Here is a 17,789-nt window from a genome sequence, read left to right on the forward strand (position 1 = left end):
TCTTTATAATTATTTTGATACACAAAACAAGGAGTGAATGGTGTGAAAAAATTACTGACACTATTAGGTAGTATTAGTATAATTGCTACAACTGGACAAATGGTTGTAGCTTGTGCTACAGATTATGATCAAAAAGATCAAGATGGTAATTCAATTCTTATTCAGTTTTTAAAAAAACTTGATGGAGTTGCAGAAATCAAAACATCAGATATATTATGAAAATTAATTAATGCTGAAAATGGACCAAAAAATAGAGAAAAATTAACTTTAGAATTAATGCAAATGATAAATTTATCAATTTTATCAAATGCAAAAAATAACTATGTTGATGGAAATGGAAAATATGTTCTAGATGATTCTTATCCATACAATAACTATGATCTTGCAAATACACTAGTTTCAAGATGAGATACTCTATCAAAAAATGTTGATAGACAAATTGAAAATGAAAAGAAAAAATATGAAAAAGATTATGGTAAAAAATGAGAATCTGAATGAGATAAAATGCTTTTAAATAAATATACAATTTATCAAGAAGATACAGATGATATGGATAGAAACTTTTTAGAAGCAAAATATAAAGCAGATATTTTATTAACTGATTCATCTAATAATGCTTCAAAAACTTTATTAGATGTATTAATAAATACAGATCAACAAGGTGTAACTTGAGTTGACCAAAATACAATTAAAACAAAATATTTAAAATTAAAAGCATATGTGGCAAATACTGAAGCAAATGCGGATTTAATTGCATATATTCGTTCAGATATTGATCAATTATCACAAATTTATAACTCAACAATTGAAGATTCAAGTGCTTGAGAAAATAAAGCTAAATCTTCAGATACTGATGAAGTTCTAATTGCAACTGCAAAAGAAGTAACAGGGAAAGACATTGCTGGGGAAAATGGAGAAAATATTTTATATGATGCTCCTTCAAATATTGATGAATTTACTATAAGTGATTCAACTTCAAGAAGTGGATTTTTAAGTAGCTCTCAAAGATTTTTTGTAGATAAATGATACAATGTTCAAGCTCCATTAGCTATTAGTGAAATAACAATAGGTTTTTCAGAAAATGGAAAATTTGATGATGGAATTACAGAAGCTGATTTTAAATCAGCAGTTGGAGATACAGATCAAAAAAATACTTTTGATTTATTAGCTGAAATTAAAAATGATACAGAGAACAAATCTTGAAAAACTTATATGGCTGGAGGAACTTTAAAACATCCTAAAGCTACAGTAAAACAATATGAAAAATTATTAACATTAAATAATTCTACAGACTTTACTCAAGATTTAAGAACAGTAGTATACGACTATGTTTTAGGAGAAGCAGCAGATAAGAATATAAATGAGAATGTCCAGAAAATTGAAATTACTGGGGATGCCAAGGAATTTATAAATAAATTAATTCCTGAAATTAATAGAACTAAAAATGAAGAAAAAAAATTTTATGGTGCTTTAAAAGTTGGAACCTTAATTTATATAGATTCAACAGGAATTCATATTGTTAATATTGACGGTTATGGTTTTTTAAAGGAATCAGAAAGTGCAAATAAAGAACTTACTGGGCAAAAAGGAATTGAAGATGATAAAGTAAATTCTGAAACTCTTAAGGAATTAAGTACTTTTAAAAAATATTCAAAATTAACAGATGAACAAAAAGTATATAAAATGCAAACTACTGTTAATAAAGATGTTAAAACAACTTCAGATTCTCAAGATGAAGATACAGAAAGTAATTTACAAAAGGCTGACTCAGGAATTGGGGCTAATACATATTTTTCAGAAATGAATTCAAAAGTTACAAATCCTTATTTACATTATTTAGTTAACACTTCTTTAGTAAAGGGTCTTAAAGGTGCATCAACAAGTTTTGATATTCTTAGTGAAGTTAAATCTTGAGCACAAATTAGTTCTTCAAGTTCAGATAGTTCTTCTGCATATTGAATGACTTGTGTTTTTGATTACTTTAAAGAAATTTCAAAACCAAAAAGTGGTAATGAAGAAATTGATCAAAATGAATTTATTAAGCAATTTATAGAGTTTAATACTGATTCTGAAACAAACGGAGAATTAGCAACAAGCACACAATCATGATTCTTTAATGGTTTAAAAACTAAACAAGATTGAACTAATATTCAACCAAGTATTTCTTTTGCACAAGCAAATAAAAGTTGAGTTGACACAATAAAATCTCAAACTGATGCTAGTGGTTATCCAAAAGCTATTATTGAAAATAGTTGGTATAAAAATGATTTAATTTCTAGATCTCAAAATTATTTTTGAAAACCAACTAAATCTACGCGCCTATTATTAAATTCTTCAATGGAATTTAATAATAATCTTGATTTAAATAAGCTTTCTTTAAGGATTTTTGATGAGATTGAATATGGTTTATTCTTTAAAACAAACAAGGAGGTAAAATAATGAAAAAATTACTTAGTCTTTTAGGAATTGCTTCATTATCAGTTTCTGCTTCTTCTCTTGTTGTTGCTTGTAGTAATGGTGAAAGAGTTACAAATCCTAAATTAAACTTAAATATTGTTAAAGATATTTTAGTAAAACTTTCAGGAGATAGTTCATTAGCAAATATTGATTTTGGTAGTCTTTTTGATTCATCACAAATAACAAGTGTTGTTGTAAACATGATTAATGAATTAATTTCTTTACAATATTCATTTGACTCAACTAATTCAAAATTTAAGACATTAAATTTTGAAGAATATGCACTTGATAATAATGGAAAAATTGAAGAAACTTTTAAAAATCAATATGACATAAAAAGTAGAACAATTGCAGAAGATAACTTATTTACAGAATACACTCAATCGATTACAAAAAATAATAGATTAGATTATAAAAACGTGCAAGATGGTTATGCTTTAAATCCAATTCAAGACAAAACAGTTGTTAAAAACAGTGAAAATATTTCAATTACTATAGCAAAAAGTTCAAAAATTTATATTAGTTCAGAGGAACCAACTTCTTCTAATAAAGATGAAAAAATTTGACAATTTGCAACAGAAAATGGTAGTAATTCACCTAATCTTCCAAAAATTGAAGATTTAACTTCTGAATTTAAAGAAGGAAGTAATGGAAACTTTTATGTTGAAGATCAAGATGGAAAAATGCAGCTGATTTCTTCAAAAACAGCTTTATATTTAAGATTTCAAGATTATTTTGAATCTAAACTATTAGAAGATATAAATGCAAATTTACTTACTAATTCATTCTTAGATTCAAATATGTTTAATATTAAAAAAAATACTAATGCAGAAGCAGCACCATATATTAATCCTTCTTCTGCATTATTTTCAAAAACTCAAACTTTAAAAGAAATTTCTGGAAATGAAAAATGAGAAACAAATGTCAAAATGGTTTGAACTCTTAGATTTGATAATACAAATGGAAATACTATAAAAAATAAGATTAGAGATATATTTGAAGGTTCAAATATTATTCAAGATAAAGCTTCTGGAGCATTAGATGTTACAAAAAGTATTAAAGAAATATATGAATTATTTACTGAGACTGCTGATGCGCCAAGTATTATAACTAATGAAAAAGATGCCTACGATCCATACTTTGGATTATCTGGTTTTCAAGGATTTACACTTTATGAAAATGGTTCATCAATTGGAACTAGCCCTATTTCAGGGAAAAGTTATGAAGATGCTGTAAAAAATTGAACTCATGGAAGCGGTGTTTTAAAATCAACAGATGGAAGTTGATCATTTGCAGATTCAGAAAATAAAAACTATGAAGTAGTAGTAGTAGTTTTACCAATATATATGATTGAGCTTCTTGGAGCTTCAAATGATAGTAGTAGTAATTACTACTCAATTAATGGTAAAAAAGATGAAGAAAAATCAATAATTAAATTTAGTAATACAATCAGTAATGAAACAGTTTATAAAGATAGATGAAATGCCCAAGATAATAAAGAATTACACTCAAAAGATATCAAAGACATTTCATTAGATAAGACACAACAAGAAGCAATGTTAAATCAAATAAAATATCTTGTTTCTAATGATAGTTCAACAAGTGAATTATCAAAAACTGTTTTATACTCAATGTACTTAGATGAAGATCAAGTATATTATGCTGGATTATATGATCAAATTGGAAAATATATTAAAAATAACGATGATGAAGATGATTAAAAAATAAACCAACATTTTGGTTTATTTTTTTGTAAAATTATTATGAGGTGAAAAAATGAATGAATGTATTTTTTGCAAAATTATTGCAAGAGAAATGGAAGCAAAAATATTATTTGAAAATGAACATACTATTGCTTTTTTGGATCTTTATCCAAATAGTGATGGACATAGTTTGGTTATTCCAAAAAAACATTTTGAGAATTTTCAAGAAACTGATGATTTTTACTTGAGTGAAGTTGTAAAGACAAAAAGAATAGTAACTGATTTATTAAATGAGAAATTAAATCCAGTTGGTTTCAATTTTGTTTCAAATCAAGGTGTTGAAGCATTTCAAACAGTGTTTCACTACCATGAACATATAATTCCAAAATATCATAGAGAAAAAGGACTTACTTTTAAAGTTAATAAAGAAGTCGACGATTTAGATGATTTACACAATATTCATAAAAAATTAAAAAATTAAAAATAATAAAAAATAGTCTGTATTTACTAAAAACATTTGATTTTAGATACAGGCTATTTTTTATTATTGAAATGTTTTAAATAACTTCTTCCATCCTCAGAAAGAATTCTTGAAGTTCACCCTTCATTTTCAACCTTTGATAATTCATCATTTATTTTATAAATTCTTGCATCAAGTGCATCTAATGAGGAAATAATTACAGCTTCTAGTAACATAGGTTCTACAGGTGAGCCATATTCATTTTTTCCATGACTTGCTAAAATTACATGTTGAAGCTTCATTACTTCTTGATCATGATCGATTTTTAAGTCAATTGCTTTTTTATAAACAAAATTATTACCTATTGATATATGGCCAAGTAATTTTCCCTCATTTGTATATTCTGAGGCATTTCTACCATCCATTTCAATTACTTTTCCAATATCGTGTAAGAGAGCACCACAGTATACTAATTCTCAATCAATTTCTGCATATTTATAAGTATCTTTTAGACCTTTTGCAGCATTTAGTAATGAATAACTATGTCAAAATAACCCCCCAACAACATTATGATGAATGCTTATTGCTGCTGGAAATGTCTTAAATTCTGTTTCATATTCTTCTAATATTGATTTTGTTATTTTCCTATAAACTTCATTTTTAAATAAGATAATGAATTCAATTATTTTTCCAAAATATAATTCTATATTAATTGGCGCATTAATACTAAACATATCTTCTTTTATATTGTACTTTTTAAAATCATCTTGTTTTATTATTGAATATGTCAATATTTTAAGTTGTAATTGTTGACGATAAAGATTTGCAACACCCTCTAATTTAATAACACTTCCACTCTTTAAACTTTCAATATCCTTATCAATCGCATTTCATAATCTCGCTTCAATTCTTCCACTTGAATCTATTAAATTAATTATTAAGTAATTAGACCCATTATTTCCTGTTGACAAGAATACTTTCTCAATTCTTGCAATTAATTCAATATTTTTTGACTCTAAGTTTATTTCATTTATCATTTTCCTATACCTCAATACTATGTTAATTTTAACAAAAAAGAACTAATATAAAAAATCATTTAAAGATAATATTTAATTTACTATTTTATATCTTAAAAATTAATTAAGGATAGTAAAACTATCCTTAATTAAAAAATTCAATTAAATTAAAAAGCCTGGATTTCTTAATAAATTCACAAAATATGAAGTAAATTTAATCATTTCTTCGAAAGCAATAATATCCTCATTAAATGCAAAACATAAATTCAAATAACTTGAAAGAATTCCATCCTCTTTAAAAGAATGAGTAATTTTTGAAAAGTATATTGTAATAATATTTTGTTCATACAAGTTTAATTTAGCGTTATTGATATTTGTATTTGTTAAATCAAATAATGAAATTTTTGCAATATTATTTTCATTTTTTACATAATTTTCAATATTTTTTGCAATATCTAAAATTGATGAATTTTCAAAAATTTCTACATTTTTTTGTACCAATTTACCTTTATTATTTTGAATTAGACAAATATAATCACTATCAATTTTTAACTCTTTAAATTTAATAAAAGATTTTTTTAAAGCTTTTGCAAAAAAAGCATTTAATTCTAATCAAATATCATTTTTTTTACTTGGTTCAATCATTAAAGTGTGTAAATTTATTAATGCTGTAATATCAATTGAGAAATCTACATATGATACTTGATTATTACTTGAATTCATTAAAACTTTTGAATTACTAGTATTTGATATCTTTTTAATCTCATTTTTTAAATCTTGATTTTCAAATTTTATTTGATTAAATTGATTTTCAAGTAATTCAATTTTACTATTTGTTTCTCCAATTAATAAAGTATTTTTCTTCAATTCATTCAAATCAGTTTCTAATAATTTAATTTTAGAAATTTTACTATTAGCAAATTCTAATTCTTTTTTAAGTAAATTAAATTTTTCTGCTAAATCATTAAACTTTATGTTATTTTTATTTAAAATAGATAATTCATTTTGAACTAATAATATTTTTTCATCTACTAAACTTTCAATTTCTTGAATTTTCAAGATTTTTGCATTTTCTAAATTTGATTCATCAAAATCGTTAATTTGAGTTTCATTAGTTTCAAATTTTATTTTGAACTCATTAGCGGTTAAATTATCTTCACTTTCTACACTTTGTGAAGATTCTATAATATTTTCACTTTTCACAATTTCATCATTAAATGCTGGTAAAATTTGCTGATTTTCAATTTCATCATTAATTTTAGTCTCTTTTGCTTTCAAATTATTTTCTTCAAATATTTTTAAATCAATTCCCTTTTTTAAAATATCAATTTTTTTTGAATGTCAAGCAAGTTCCTCTGTAATCGAATCTGAGATACTTACTGGATTTAAAATAACTTCTCTTTCAATTTCAATATTTTTATTTATAAGTTCCTGATTATCAAAAGCATTTAGTATTGCAGTCTCTGAATCAAAATAAATATCAAAATCATCCACAGTTTCAGTTGTAAAATTATTATCATTATTATTTGAAGTTGTCTCTACTTTTGTGAACTTTTCCATTTCTTGGGTTACTGAATCAACAGAAATATAATTTTTATTATTTTTACTTAAATCTTCAAAAGATTCCTTATTTATTAATTTTTCCAAATATCCAAATTCATTTAAACCTTCTCTTAATGTATCATTAATACTTGAGGGCTTTTTCAATAATGTATTTATTTCAAAATCCGTAAATACGTCAAATACTGTATCACCATGAGAAACAATTAAAGACTCAATTATATAAACATTTCTTATTACACCATCAATTGGTGAAGTAATATTAGATCTTTCTAATTGAGTTGTAATTACAGCTAACAGTTCATCTTTCTTAACTGGTTGTCCATCTTTTACATAAACTTTCTCTACAATACCTTTATATTTTTTTAAGTTTCTAAATTTAATTTTTTCCACAATTATTGCCCTTCCCAAAAAGTTTTGCCCAAACACTACATAGAACTATTTTACACTACTTTAATTACGAATTAAATATTTTATACAATAAACCATTTTAATCTTGAATTTTCAGAAGCATCTAATAAATCAATAAAACAAGATTTATAAAGTGGTGCAATATTATATTCACTTATTTTTAAATTTTTACATTGATTTGCTAGCTTTTCTCATTTTTCAATTCAAATATATAATTCCTCATTATATGCAGGAAAAATTGGTCCACATTCTTTAAAGATTAATATTGAATTTGCAAATATTCATAGAAATTCCATTGTAAACTCTCCAAAAAATTGTTTGTTTAAAAAGTAAATATAAATAATAAGCATGTATTCTATTAAAGATTCAATTCCTTCTAATGCAAATATTTTGCTTTCAATATATTTTATTTTATTTATAACTTCTTTTCCAATTTCATTATCTTCAGAAAAATTATTAATATAAGTTCCTTGTTCGTCTAAAAGTAAATAAATTTTTTTATAAGTTTCCAAATCAAAAGCTCATTTATTTATTCCCTTTTTTTGAAGTAATTTACTTTCCAAAATTTTAGATTTTATTAAATATCAAAATTTACCATAATTTATTAATTTAGGTTCAAAAAATTCTATTGCATTTTTATCTAAAAACTCTTCTTCAAAAACAAAATCATGTAATTCCTCTTCTGAAATTTTTATTCCTTTATAAAAAATTAAATATTGCAATAATTTAACACCTAATTCATCTAATATTTCTTTTTTACATAAAAACATAAAATATACCTCATCATTTCATACATACAATAATATTCTACTTGTTTGAATTAATAAAATATTTTATTTTTTTTATTGCTTCTTTATAAATAAATTCATTTTTTTCAAACTTATTATTAAAAATTAATTTTTTATCTATTTCTACTAGCCCCATATTTGCTTTCATAGGTTTTAATTTTTTAATATTTGGATTTGTAATATAATTTACTAAACTTCCTATAATACTCTCTTCAGGAAAATTAATAAATTTTTTTTGATTTAAATATGAAATAATTCCATATGCACTTACAAGACCTGTTGCAAATGACTCAATATAACCTTCAACTCCTGTAATTTGACCTGCAAAAAAAATATTTTTTTTCCTCATCATTTGTAATTTTTTATTTAGAATTTTTGGAGAATTAATAAAATTATTTTTATGCATAACACCAAATCTTCTAAATATAGCATTTTCTAAACCTGGCAACATTGAAAATATTCTTTTTTGTTCTTTTCAAGTTAAATTTGTTTGAAAACCAACAATATTATACAAATTATCAAGTGCATCATCTCTTCTTAATTGAACAACCGCAAATGGAATTTCTCCTTTAGAATTTGTTAATCCATTAGGAGACATAACTGATTTTAGTAATATTTTTTTTGAAACTCTTGCTAATTGTTCAATTGGTTGACAACCTCTAAAAAATATTTCTTTTTCAAAATCTTTTACTTCAACTTTTTGTGCATTAATAAGTTCTTTGTGAAAATTATTAAATTGTTCTTCATTTAATGGAATACAGATATAACTTTTATCATTCTTATGTCTTGACTGATAGTATACTTTTGAAAAATCAATACTTTCTTTTTCAATAATTGGCGCAGATGCATCTAAATAAAAAAGTTTTTGTTTTCCTAATAGTTGTTCAATTTTAAATTTAAATTCCTCTGAACATAAAGGTCCTGTTGCAATTAAAGTTACATTCTCATTATTTAAATCCAAAAATTCATCTTCAATTACTTCAATATTTGAATTATTTCTAATTTTGTTTTCCACTAATTGAGAAAATTTTTCTCTATCAACTGCAAGAGCATCATCTGATGGAATTTGAGTTTTATATGCACATTCTAGAATAAATGAATTTAATAATTTTAATTCTTGTTTTAAAATACCAACAGCATTCTGAGTTGAAATACTTCTTAAAGTGTTGGAACATACTAATTCACAAAATGTATCTAATTTCTGTATTTCATTTTTATTTTTTTTCTTTTTTTCATAAAGTTTTACTTTAAATCCAACTTTTGCAAGTTGTCAAGCAGCTTCACAACCCGCTAAACCAGCACCAATTACATTAATTTCATTTTTACTCATTTAATAACTTACTCACTTTTTGTAAATCAATTGGTGTATTTCAAGTATTATCTACTCTTGCTGCTGTACCTATATGAACATTTTTTGTTAAAAACATAGCTTTCTTAAAATTTTCTTTATTTATTCCTCCACCAACTAATATAATGGTAGATAATTTTAAATTCACTAATTTTTCAATTACAGCAAATCCATGTTTTAAATTTTGACCTCCACTTGTTAAAACATTATCAATTTTTAATTTAGCTATTTTTTTATATTCGACTTCAAAATCTTGAACTAAATCAAAAGCCTTATGAAAAGTAATAGACAAATTGCCCTTTATTTCAATTACTTTTTTTAAAAAATCTTGGTCAATTGTAAAATCCTTATTTAATGCCCCTATTACTATTCCATTTGCCTTTGTAGTACGAATAAACTCAATTTCTTTTAACATCTCACACTTTTCATCATTTATATAAAAAAAATCTCTTGCAGTGCTTCTAACAATAACATTAACTGGTAAAACTGAATTATTACATACTTCAACAATATCTTCTCTATTTGGAGTTAATCCCCCAACTTCTAAATTTTTACAAAACTCAATCCTATTTGCTTTTGTTTTATTAATTATTATTGAATCTTCAATGTTTTTGGCAATTATTTCAAGTAGCATTCTATAAAAATTCCTTTAATACTCTAACTTTATCTAATTTTTCTCAATTAAATTCCTTTTTACCAAAATGCCCATATTTACTTGTTCTAAAATAAACAGGACTATTTAAATCCAATTCTTTAATTATTGAACTAAGATTGAAGTTAAAATTTTCTATCAACGCTTTATATAAAACATCATTAGAAACTTTATTTGTGCCAAACGACTCAATAAATATTGAAATTGGATCTGCTTTACCAATTGCATAACTTACTTGTATTTCTAATTGATCTGCTAATCTTGCTGCTACAATATTTTTTGCAGCATATCTACACATATACGCTGCACTTCTATCAACTTTTGAAGCATCTTTACCAGAAAATGCTCCCCCACCATGTCTTGAATATCCCCCATAAGTATCAACAATAATTTTTCTACCTGTTAGACCTGTATCACTTTTAGGTCCACCAATTACAAATCTTCCAGTTGGATTTATAAGTACATTAAAATCAGTATTTAAATTATATCTTTTTGCAATTACATCCATTATATTTTTCTTTATAAAATTTTCAAATTCTTCTTTATTATAATCTTTATCATGTTGAACAGACATAAGAATTGTTTCTATTCTTGGATTTTTTGAATTTGTATAATCAATTGTAACTTGAGATTTCATATCTGGTTGCGCTCACTTAAAAGCTCCAGCTTTTCTTAATTTTGAAGCAATATGAACCAAATCATGAGCAACTTGAATTGAATATGGCATATAATTTGATGTTTCATTATTTGCATAACCAAACATTATTCCTTGATCACCTGCTCCCATATCCTCTTTTTCAACACCAATAGCAATATCCGGTGACTGTTCATGAATTTTCACAATAATTTCTGCCTTGTTTGGGTTAATTCCTGTACTTTCATCTTTATAACCAACTCTACTTAAAACTCATTTAGCAATTTCCTTATAATCTACAATTGCTGTTGTTTTAATTTCACCCCCAATTAAAACAAAATTATCAGTTATAAAAGTCTCACATGCAACTTTTGAGTTTTTATCTTGTTTCAAGCACTCATCTAATATTGCATCAGATATTTGATCACACAATTTATCTGGGTGTCCTTCTGAAACTGATTCACTTGTAAAAAATTTTTTCATTTTTAATTTCTCCTTATTAAAAAATAAAATCCTCTATAATAAGAGGATTAATAGATTTCTCATTGCTGGTTTCCCCTTATTTTAAGCACCTAACCAAAAAGGTTGCTACTATTTCACCGAGTTTTTTTCTCTCCATAGTTCTTAATAAGCATTTTATTTAATTTCAATATTTATAATATCAAATTTTAAACACTTTTTATTATTTTTTCAAAAATTTCAGATGTTTTTACTGAATTTAACATAAAATGTTTTTTATCTTTAAATGTGTCTAAATTATACTTACTTTTATCCAGTTTATTAATTAATTTAACTATTTTTTTTCTGCTACAATAAAAATCATTATTTGGCAAAATTAAATCGATTTTAGAGTTACTATTAGAAATATTTTTTACAATTTTTTTAGTTATTTTTTTAAATTGAAAGTATTCTCTAATATTTATTGAACCATTTTTATTATTCTCATCTTCTAATTTATTTGCATAAGTCGAATCATCAGTTAAATCTAAACCATTTATATTTTGAAATAAAAGAGTATTAATCTTAAAAGCAACACCAAATCATAATTTTATATAAAAAGAAAATGATTTTTTGTAAGTGAAATTCAATCTTAAAGATGACATTATTATTTTTTCCACATTATCATTTTTTGAAAAATAAGCTGCTAATGCAGAACCAAAACCTTCACCAAGTAATATTAATTTTTGATTTTTAAATTTTTCACTTAATTCTGTAATAATTTCTTCAATATCAGAAATTAAAGCACCTAAATTTTTATTTTTCTCTAATAAATTTTCCCCACAACTTCTTTGATCAAAAGAAACAAGAGAAAAATCTTTATATTTATTTTTTTGTAATCAATTAACTAAATTTTCGAAATCATTTCTTGTTCTTAGTAAATCATGAATAGCAAGTATTATATATTTACTATCTGAATTAACTTCACCATATCATCTTAAATCATAGGCATCAGATGTTTGAAACATTTTTTTCTTTATTAATTCACCTTTTTTAACTTTTTGAGATTTAAATTTTAAAGAAAAAATTTTAAATAATCTGAAAATTAATAAAAACAAAAAAATAAATATAATTATTCCTGAAAAAACATAAATAAATATACTAAATATTTCTCAAAAAATTGTTCAAATTTGCACATTATCACCTAACTATTAATATTTTTCATATATAAATAAATATACTTACTCTAAATCTGATAAATCTAAAGTATAAACATCAAATTGCCCCATAAATCAAAATGCAAAGATTACATTTTGTTTTCTAATTAAAAACTCTTCACTTCCCATAATATTAATTGCTTCATAAATAAGATTTCCTGTATCTTGTTCAAGATTAATTCTCATTCTTTCAAAATCATAAACTGATGATCTTCCATATATTTCATTTTTTCTTTCAAATTCAACTTCAGATAATATTCTTTCCAATGTATCTTGATATTTTGAAGAAGTTTTTAATTTATATTCAATACCACTACAAATATTTTTAACCTCTTTATCTAAGGCAAATAATGTATCATGTAAATTTCTAAGTTTTTCGTGTTTTTTCATTTTATTTTCATCCTCCTTAAAGTTGTTTATAAAAATAAAATATATAATATATATTAACAAAAAAATATTAATTAAGTTAATTGAATTCTTTTTATCATTTTTGCATTATTAGTTGAATCATCAATTTCTAAAATAATTCCACATAAAATACCATTATTTTCAGAGGGACTAAACTTAATAGGAAGCCCTGTTTTTTCCTTAAAAATTACTTCTTGTGGATTTGCCCCAATTATAGAATCAAGTGGTCCTGTCATTCCCAAATCAGTAATAAAAGCTGTTCCTTTTGGAAGAATTCTTTCATCTGCTGTTTGAACATGTGTATGTGTACCAAAAACTCCTGTTAATTGACCATCATAATTTCAAGCAAAAGCTATTTTTTCAGCACTTGCCTCACCATGAAAATCAACAATATGAATTTCTGCCTTATTTTGTAATAAAATTTGATCCATTATTTCATAGGGATTATTAACATGTTCCATAAAACTTTTACCCATAATATTTGTAATTCTTATAGTTTTATTTTTTATAAAAAACTCATTAGTTCCAAGTCCTGGAAGATAAGAATTCATATTTGCAGGCCTCAGTAAATCATGAGTTTCATTAATAAATTCAAAAGTTTCTCTATTTTTGAAAACATGATTTCCTGTTGTAATTACATTAACTTTTAATTTCTTTAAAAAATCATAATGATTTTTATTAATGCCTTTTCCATGGCTAATATTTTCACCATTAACAACAATAAAATCAATATTTTCCTGTTTAACTAATTTATTTAAATGTTTTTCTAGAATAAGTCTACCTGACTTTGAATAAACATCTCCAACTAATAAAATATTCACTATGTATCTCCCTCTAATTCTAAAATAAATTCTTCTTTTGAAAGTTTATTATTTTTATAGTTTTCAATAATTTCTCTTAATTTATCACTCTTATTTTTTAAAGTTAATTTTTGTTCAAAATCAATTAATAAATTAGAAGTTTTTGAAATACTATCATAAACTGCATTTCTAGATATATTAAATTCTTGTGCTATTTCTTGAAGTGTTAAATCCTCAAAAAAATATAATTCAAAATATTTTTGTTGTTTGTCAGTTAATAAGCTTTTATAAAAATCATATAATTGACCTATCAGAACAGATTTTACTATATCATTATTATTCATTGTCATCTTCTTCCATAAAGTCCTTTGTTAATTCTCATACATATTCATCAACATCAAATTTAACTAAATCATCAACTTTTTCCCCAGTTCCCATTAATTTTACTGGAATATTCAATATATCTTTAATTGCTAAAGCAATCCCACCTTTGCTTGTTCCATCCATTTTTGTAAGTATTATTCCACTTACCTGAGTTGTTTCAGAAAAAGCTTTTGCCTGACTAATACCATTTTGACCAGTTTGAGCATCAATTACAAGTAATCTTTCATGTGGACCATCAGAAACACTTTTTTGAATAATTTTTGTCATTTTTTCTAATTCCTTCATCAAATTTTCTTTATTTTGAAGTCTTCCAGCAGTATCTATAAGCAATAAATCATATTTCTCATCAATCGCTTTTTTTACACCATCATAAACTACACTAGCAGGATCCTTAGAATTATTAAAAGGCTTAATTAAATCAACATTTGTTAATCTTTTTGAACATCATTCCTGTAACTGTTCTACAGCACCTGCTCTGAAAGTATCCGCTGCTGCAATTAATACTTTCTTTCCCATTTTTGAATAAAAATTTGCTAATTTTGCAATACTTGTTGTTTTACCAACTCCATTTACACCAACAATTAAAAAAATATTAATTTTATTTTCCTTAAAGTTCAATTTTGAATTAAACTTCCCAGAATCCAAATAAGCTTCATAAATTTGTTCTGCTAATATTTCTTTAATTTCATTAAAATTATTTTTTGGCTTTATATGTTTTTGAACTCTATTAGAAATTTCTAAAACCATTTTCATTCCCATATCTGTTTTTATTAAAACATTTTCCAATTCCTCAAAAAACTCACTATTTGCACCTTTATATTTTTTACTTAATTTTTTAATATCATCTGAAAAAGTAAGGGTAGTTTTGTGTTCTTTTTTATGTTTTTTAATTTCTTTTTTTGTTTCTCTTTTTGCTTTTAAATTACTTCAAAATCCCATATTTTTTCTCCAATTCTTTAAAATAATTGTATAATAATTTTAATATAAATATAAAGTATTATTTGCAAGTGAGGAAAGAATATGAAAAAAATGTTGCCTGTTCTTCTTTCAATTGGATTAACTGTTACTCCAGTTGTGACAACATCATTTAAAAATGAAAGTAAAGATCAAAATAAATATTTAGATTTTTTAAAATCATATAATGAATACATGTATTTCTTTTATGATAAGAATGAAAATAAAGAAGAATATATAAAAAATAATTTAAAAGCGATATTGACAGAAAATTTTGATAGTAATGAAATCACTAAAAAAATTATTAATGAATTTGATTATGAAATTATTGAATTTAATGAAGATATTGTAAAAATTATTTTTAAAGATAAAAAAGATAATTTTATTTTAAATGAAGAGTTAGAGCTGGAATTTACTCTAATTTTATTTAATTATAATAATATTGACGATTTTAGTTCAGCTTTTCAAATTTATTTAAATTCAAATCCAATTTTATTGGAAAAAAATAATTATTTGCAAATAGAAATTGAAGATATATTAAAAATAAAATTTAAGAAATTATTTGATATTTATGCAAATTCAACACTTTATTTAAATGGAGTAAAGGAATTTTGAGAATTTTTAGATTTTGATTTAATTGAGAATTCATTAAATTTTGATAATTATCTAAACTCTGAATTTTTAACAGGAAAACAATTTAGTTTCAGTTTTTTAAGAGATTCAGTAGTTTTGCCAAAAAACATTTGACAAAAATATATTAATATATCAAAAAATATAAATATAACAAAACAAAATATATTTGAATGAATTTCAAAATATGCATTTTTTAATAATTCAACTCTAGCATATGATAAGGTTTTTAAAATTTTAAGTATCGATAAAAAAATGAATTTTGTAACAATCCAGCTTTCTGAAAATTTATTTTCAGTTCCTAAAATTATTACATTAAAAAATTTAAAATAAAAATAGTTTGATTAATTAAACTATTTTTTTATTTCTAATATATTTACGATTGTTTCTTGTAACTCTTCAAATTTACCAGTTCTAATAAATTGAAGTGTTTCTTCAACATTTATTAAGTGCTCTCCTGCTCTTTCTAAATTTTTCAATTGTCTTACTATTGTAATTATTTTTTTAGAATCATCTTTTGTTTTAGCTTCAAATGTTTTTTCAGCAAGAGTATTACTTAATTCTTGAAATTCTGTTGATAATTGTTTTTCCATTTTTAAAACTTTTATATGTTGATCATTATCATAATTTTCTATTAAAGTTGAGGTAATGTTTAACATACTATTTACTAAATCAAACATTTTCGAAATGTATTCAACTTCAATTGGTTCTGGTCTGTATTTTATTGTAAATGTACAAATATGTTTTGCAACATCAGCAATTCTTTCAATTTCACGACTAATTAAAACTCCTCCAACTGCAAGTCTTAAATCTCCTGCAACCATTTGTTGCTTTGCAATTTTTCATAAAGCCATTTTTGTAAAACTATTTTGCATATCATTTATCATAATGTCACCATCTACAACTTCTTTTGCAAGATCTAAGTTTTGAGATTTAAGCGCTTCAAAAGTATTTGCATATTGTGATTTTGTAGATTCAACTAATCTAATTAATTCTTTTTTTATAGTTTTAATATCACTATCTAATATTTTATTGTAAGACACTTTAACTTCCCCCTATCCAAATCTTCCAGAAATATAGTCTTCTGTTTTTTGATTTTTTGGATTTGTAAATATTTTCTTTGTTCTATCATACTCAATTAATTCTCCTTGTAAGAAGAAAGCTGTATAATCGCTTACTCTTGTTGCTTGAGCCATTGAGTGAGTAACTATTACTATTGTATATTCATTTTTTAATTTAAGTATAAGTTCTTCCACTTTTAAAGTCGCAATTGGATCTAAAGCACTTGTTGGTTCATCCATTAATAATATTTTTGGTCTCATTGCAATTGCTCTTGCAATACATAATCTTTGTTGTTGGCCTCCACTTAAACCTAAAGCAGAATCTTTTAAATAATCTTTTACATCTTCTCAAAGTGCTGCTTTACGAAGTGAATCTTCTACAATTTGATTAAGTGCTTGTTTATCTGAAATCCCTTGATTTCTTGGTCCAAAAGCTACATTATCATAAATTGATATTGGAAATGGATTTGCTTTTTGAAAAACCATACCTACTTCTGTTCTTAATTTTACAACATCGGTTCCAGTTTCATAAATATTTTTTCCATGAACATTTATTTCTCCTTCAATTGCAATATTATCTACCAAATCATTCATTCTATTAATAGATCTTATTAAAGTTGATTTTCCACATCCAGAAGGCCCAATTAATGCAGTAACAGTATTTTCTTTTATTGCCATATTTATATCAAACAAAGCTTGTTTTGCTCCACCATTATAATAAAAATTAAAGTCTTTAACTTCAATAACATTTTCTCTTGCTTTTAAAGGTACTTTTTTATGTTTTGAAAAAATTTTTTCTTCTGATATAAGTTCTAAATCTTCAGTATTATTTGCAATATTCTTATCTAATATTTTTTTGTCAGACATT

The 17,789-nt window shown here is 24.0% G+C and carries 17 protein-coding genes and 1 riboswitch; of the genes, 4 read left to right on the top strand and 13 right to left on the bottom strand.

From position 1 onward, the window contains the following. The first annotated feature begins 42 nt into the window (after positions 1–42). From STAIW_RS04440 to STAIW_RS04450, 3 genes are read left to right on the top strand one after another with little or no spacing between them, the layout of a single operon-like run. A complete protein-coding gene (locus tag STAIW_RS04440) occupies positions 43–2,439 on the top strand; it encodes a lipoprotein (RefSeq protein ID WP_020834634.1) in 2,397 nt (798 codons plus the stop codon). Next, a complete protein-coding gene (locus tag STAIW_RS04445) occupies positions 2,439–4,178 on the top strand; it encodes a hypothetical protein (protein ID WP_020834635.1) in 1,740 nt (579 codons plus the stop codon). Before STAIW_RS04440 ends, STAIW_RS04445 begins: the two co-directional genes overlap by 1 nt. 55 nt (positions 4,179–4,233) lie before the next feature. Then, entirely contained in the window at positions 4,234–4,641 is a 408-nt protein-coding gene (locus tag STAIW_RS04450) for an HIT domain-containing protein (protein ID WP_020834636.1), read from the top strand. A gap of 53 nt (positions 4,642–4,694) precedes the next feature. Here STAIW_RS04450 and STAIW_RS04455 read toward each other — a convergent pair whose 3' ends face one another. From STAIW_RS04455 to ftsY, 11 genes are all read right to left on the bottom strand, one after another. Further along, entirely contained in the window at positions 4,695–5,657 is a 963-nt protein-coding gene (locus STAIW_RS04455; RefSeq protein ID WP_020834637.1) for a 3'-5' exoribonuclease YhaM family protein, read from the bottom strand. A gap of 141 nt (positions 5,658–5,798) precedes the next feature. Beyond that, positions 5,799–7,589 carry a biotin/lipoyl-containing protein gene (locus tag STAIW_RS04460; RefSeq protein ID WP_041618893.1) on the bottom strand — a complete coding sequence of 597 codons (1,791 nt, stop codon included), beginning with the start codon at positions 7,587–7,589 and terminating at the stop codon, positions 5,799–5,801. A gap of 80 nt (positions 7,590–7,669) precedes the next feature. Continuing rightward, the gene (locus tag STAIW_RS04465; RefSeq protein ID WP_020834639.1) at positions 7,670–8,377 is read right to left on the bottom strand and encodes a hypothetical protein; all 708 of its coding nucleotides are present in this window, start codon (positions 8,375–8,377) and stop codon (positions 7,670–7,672) included. 37 nt (positions 8,378–8,414) lie between these two features. Continuing rightward, positions 8,415–9,725 (bottom strand): methylenetetrahydrofolate--tRNA-(uracil(54)-C(5))-methyltransferase (FADH(2)-oxidizing) TrmFO, encoded by a 1,311-nt coding sequence (gene trmFO / locus STAIW_RS04470; protein WP_020834640.1) that lies wholly within the window; start codon positions 9,723–9,725, stop codon positions 8,415–8,417. Continuing rightward, positions 9,718–10,377 (bottom strand): copper homeostasis protein CutC, encoded by a 660-nt coding sequence (locus STAIW_RS04475; RefSeq protein WP_020834641.1) that lies wholly within the window; start codon positions 10,375–10,377, stop codon positions 9,718–9,720. Before STAIW_RS04475 ends, trmFO begins: the two co-directional genes overlap by 8 nt. A 1-nt stretch (position 10,378) precedes the next feature. Further along, the gene (gene metK, locus STAIW_RS04480) at positions 10,379–11,512 is read right to left on the bottom strand and encodes a methionine adenosyltransferase (RefSeq protein ID WP_020834642.1); all 1,134 of its coding nucleotides are present in this window, start codon (positions 11,510–11,512) and stop codon (positions 10,379–10,381) included. A 56-nt stretch (positions 11,513–11,568) separates the two neighbouring features. After that, positions 11,569–11,663, bottom strand: a riboswitch (SAM riboswitch). A 34-nt stretch (positions 11,664–11,697) separates the two neighbouring features. After that, entirely contained in the window at positions 11,698–12,663 is a 966-nt protein-coding gene (locus STAIW_RS04485) for a serine aminopeptidase domain-containing protein (protein WP_020834643.1), read from the bottom strand. A gap of 45 nt (positions 12,664–12,708) precedes the next feature. Next, entirely contained in the window at positions 12,709–13,074 is a 366-nt protein-coding gene (locus STAIW_RS04490) for a hypothetical protein (protein ID WP_020834644.1), read from the bottom strand. 71 nt (positions 13,075–13,145) lie between these two features. Beyond that, entirely contained in the window at positions 13,146–13,913 is a 768-nt protein-coding gene (locus STAIW_RS04495; RefSeq protein ID WP_020834645.1) for a TIGR00282 family metallophosphoesterase, read from the bottom strand. Further along, positions 13,913–14,236 carry a YlxM family DNA-binding protein gene (ylxM, locus tag STAIW_RS04500; RefSeq protein WP_041618894.1) on the bottom strand — a complete coding sequence of 108 codons (324 nt, stop codon included), beginning with the start codon at positions 14,234–14,236 and terminating at the stop codon, positions 13,913–13,915. Before ylxM ends, STAIW_RS04495 begins: the two co-directional genes overlap by 1 nt. Next, complete coding sequence (gene ftsY / locus STAIW_RS04505; protein WP_020834647.1) at positions 14,229–15,215, bottom strand: signal recognition particle-docking protein FtsY; 987 nt, start codon at positions 15,213–15,215, stop codon at positions 14,229–14,231. The genes ylxM and ftsY overlap by 8 nt, the downstream gene beginning before the upstream one ends. A gap of 81 nt (positions 15,216–15,296) precedes the next feature. On the opposite strand from ftsY, the gene STAIW_RS04510 reads away from it, so the two are divergent. Then, a complete protein-coding gene (locus STAIW_RS04510) occupies positions 15,297–16,193 on the top strand; it encodes a hypothetical protein (RefSeq protein WP_020834648.1) in 897 nt (298 codons plus the stop codon). Positions 16,194–16,213: 20 nt separating this feature from the next. Here the strand turns inward: STAIW_RS04510 and phoU are convergent, their stop codons facing one another. Both phoU and pstB read right to left on the bottom strand, forming a co-directional pair. Further along, a complete protein-coding gene (phoU, locus tag STAIW_RS04515; RefSeq protein WP_020834649.1) occupies positions 16,214–16,903 on the bottom strand; it encodes a phosphate signaling complex protein PhoU in 690 nt (229 codons plus the stop codon). A 12-nt stretch (positions 16,904–16,915) separates the two neighbouring features. Further along, positions 16,916–17,788, bottom strand: coding sequence for a phosphate ABC transporter ATP-binding protein PstB (gene pstB, locus STAIW_RS04520; RefSeq protein ID WP_020834650.1), 873 nt, complete (start codon positions 17,786–17,788; stop codon positions 16,916–16,918). Position 17,789: the final 1 nt, after the last annotated feature.

This window comes from Spiroplasma taiwanense CT-1 (genome assembly GCF_000439435.1).
Classification (GTDB): domain Bacteria; phylum Bacillota_I; class Bacilli_A; order Mycoplasmatales; family Mycoplasmataceae; genus Spiroplasma_A; species Spiroplasma_A taiwanense.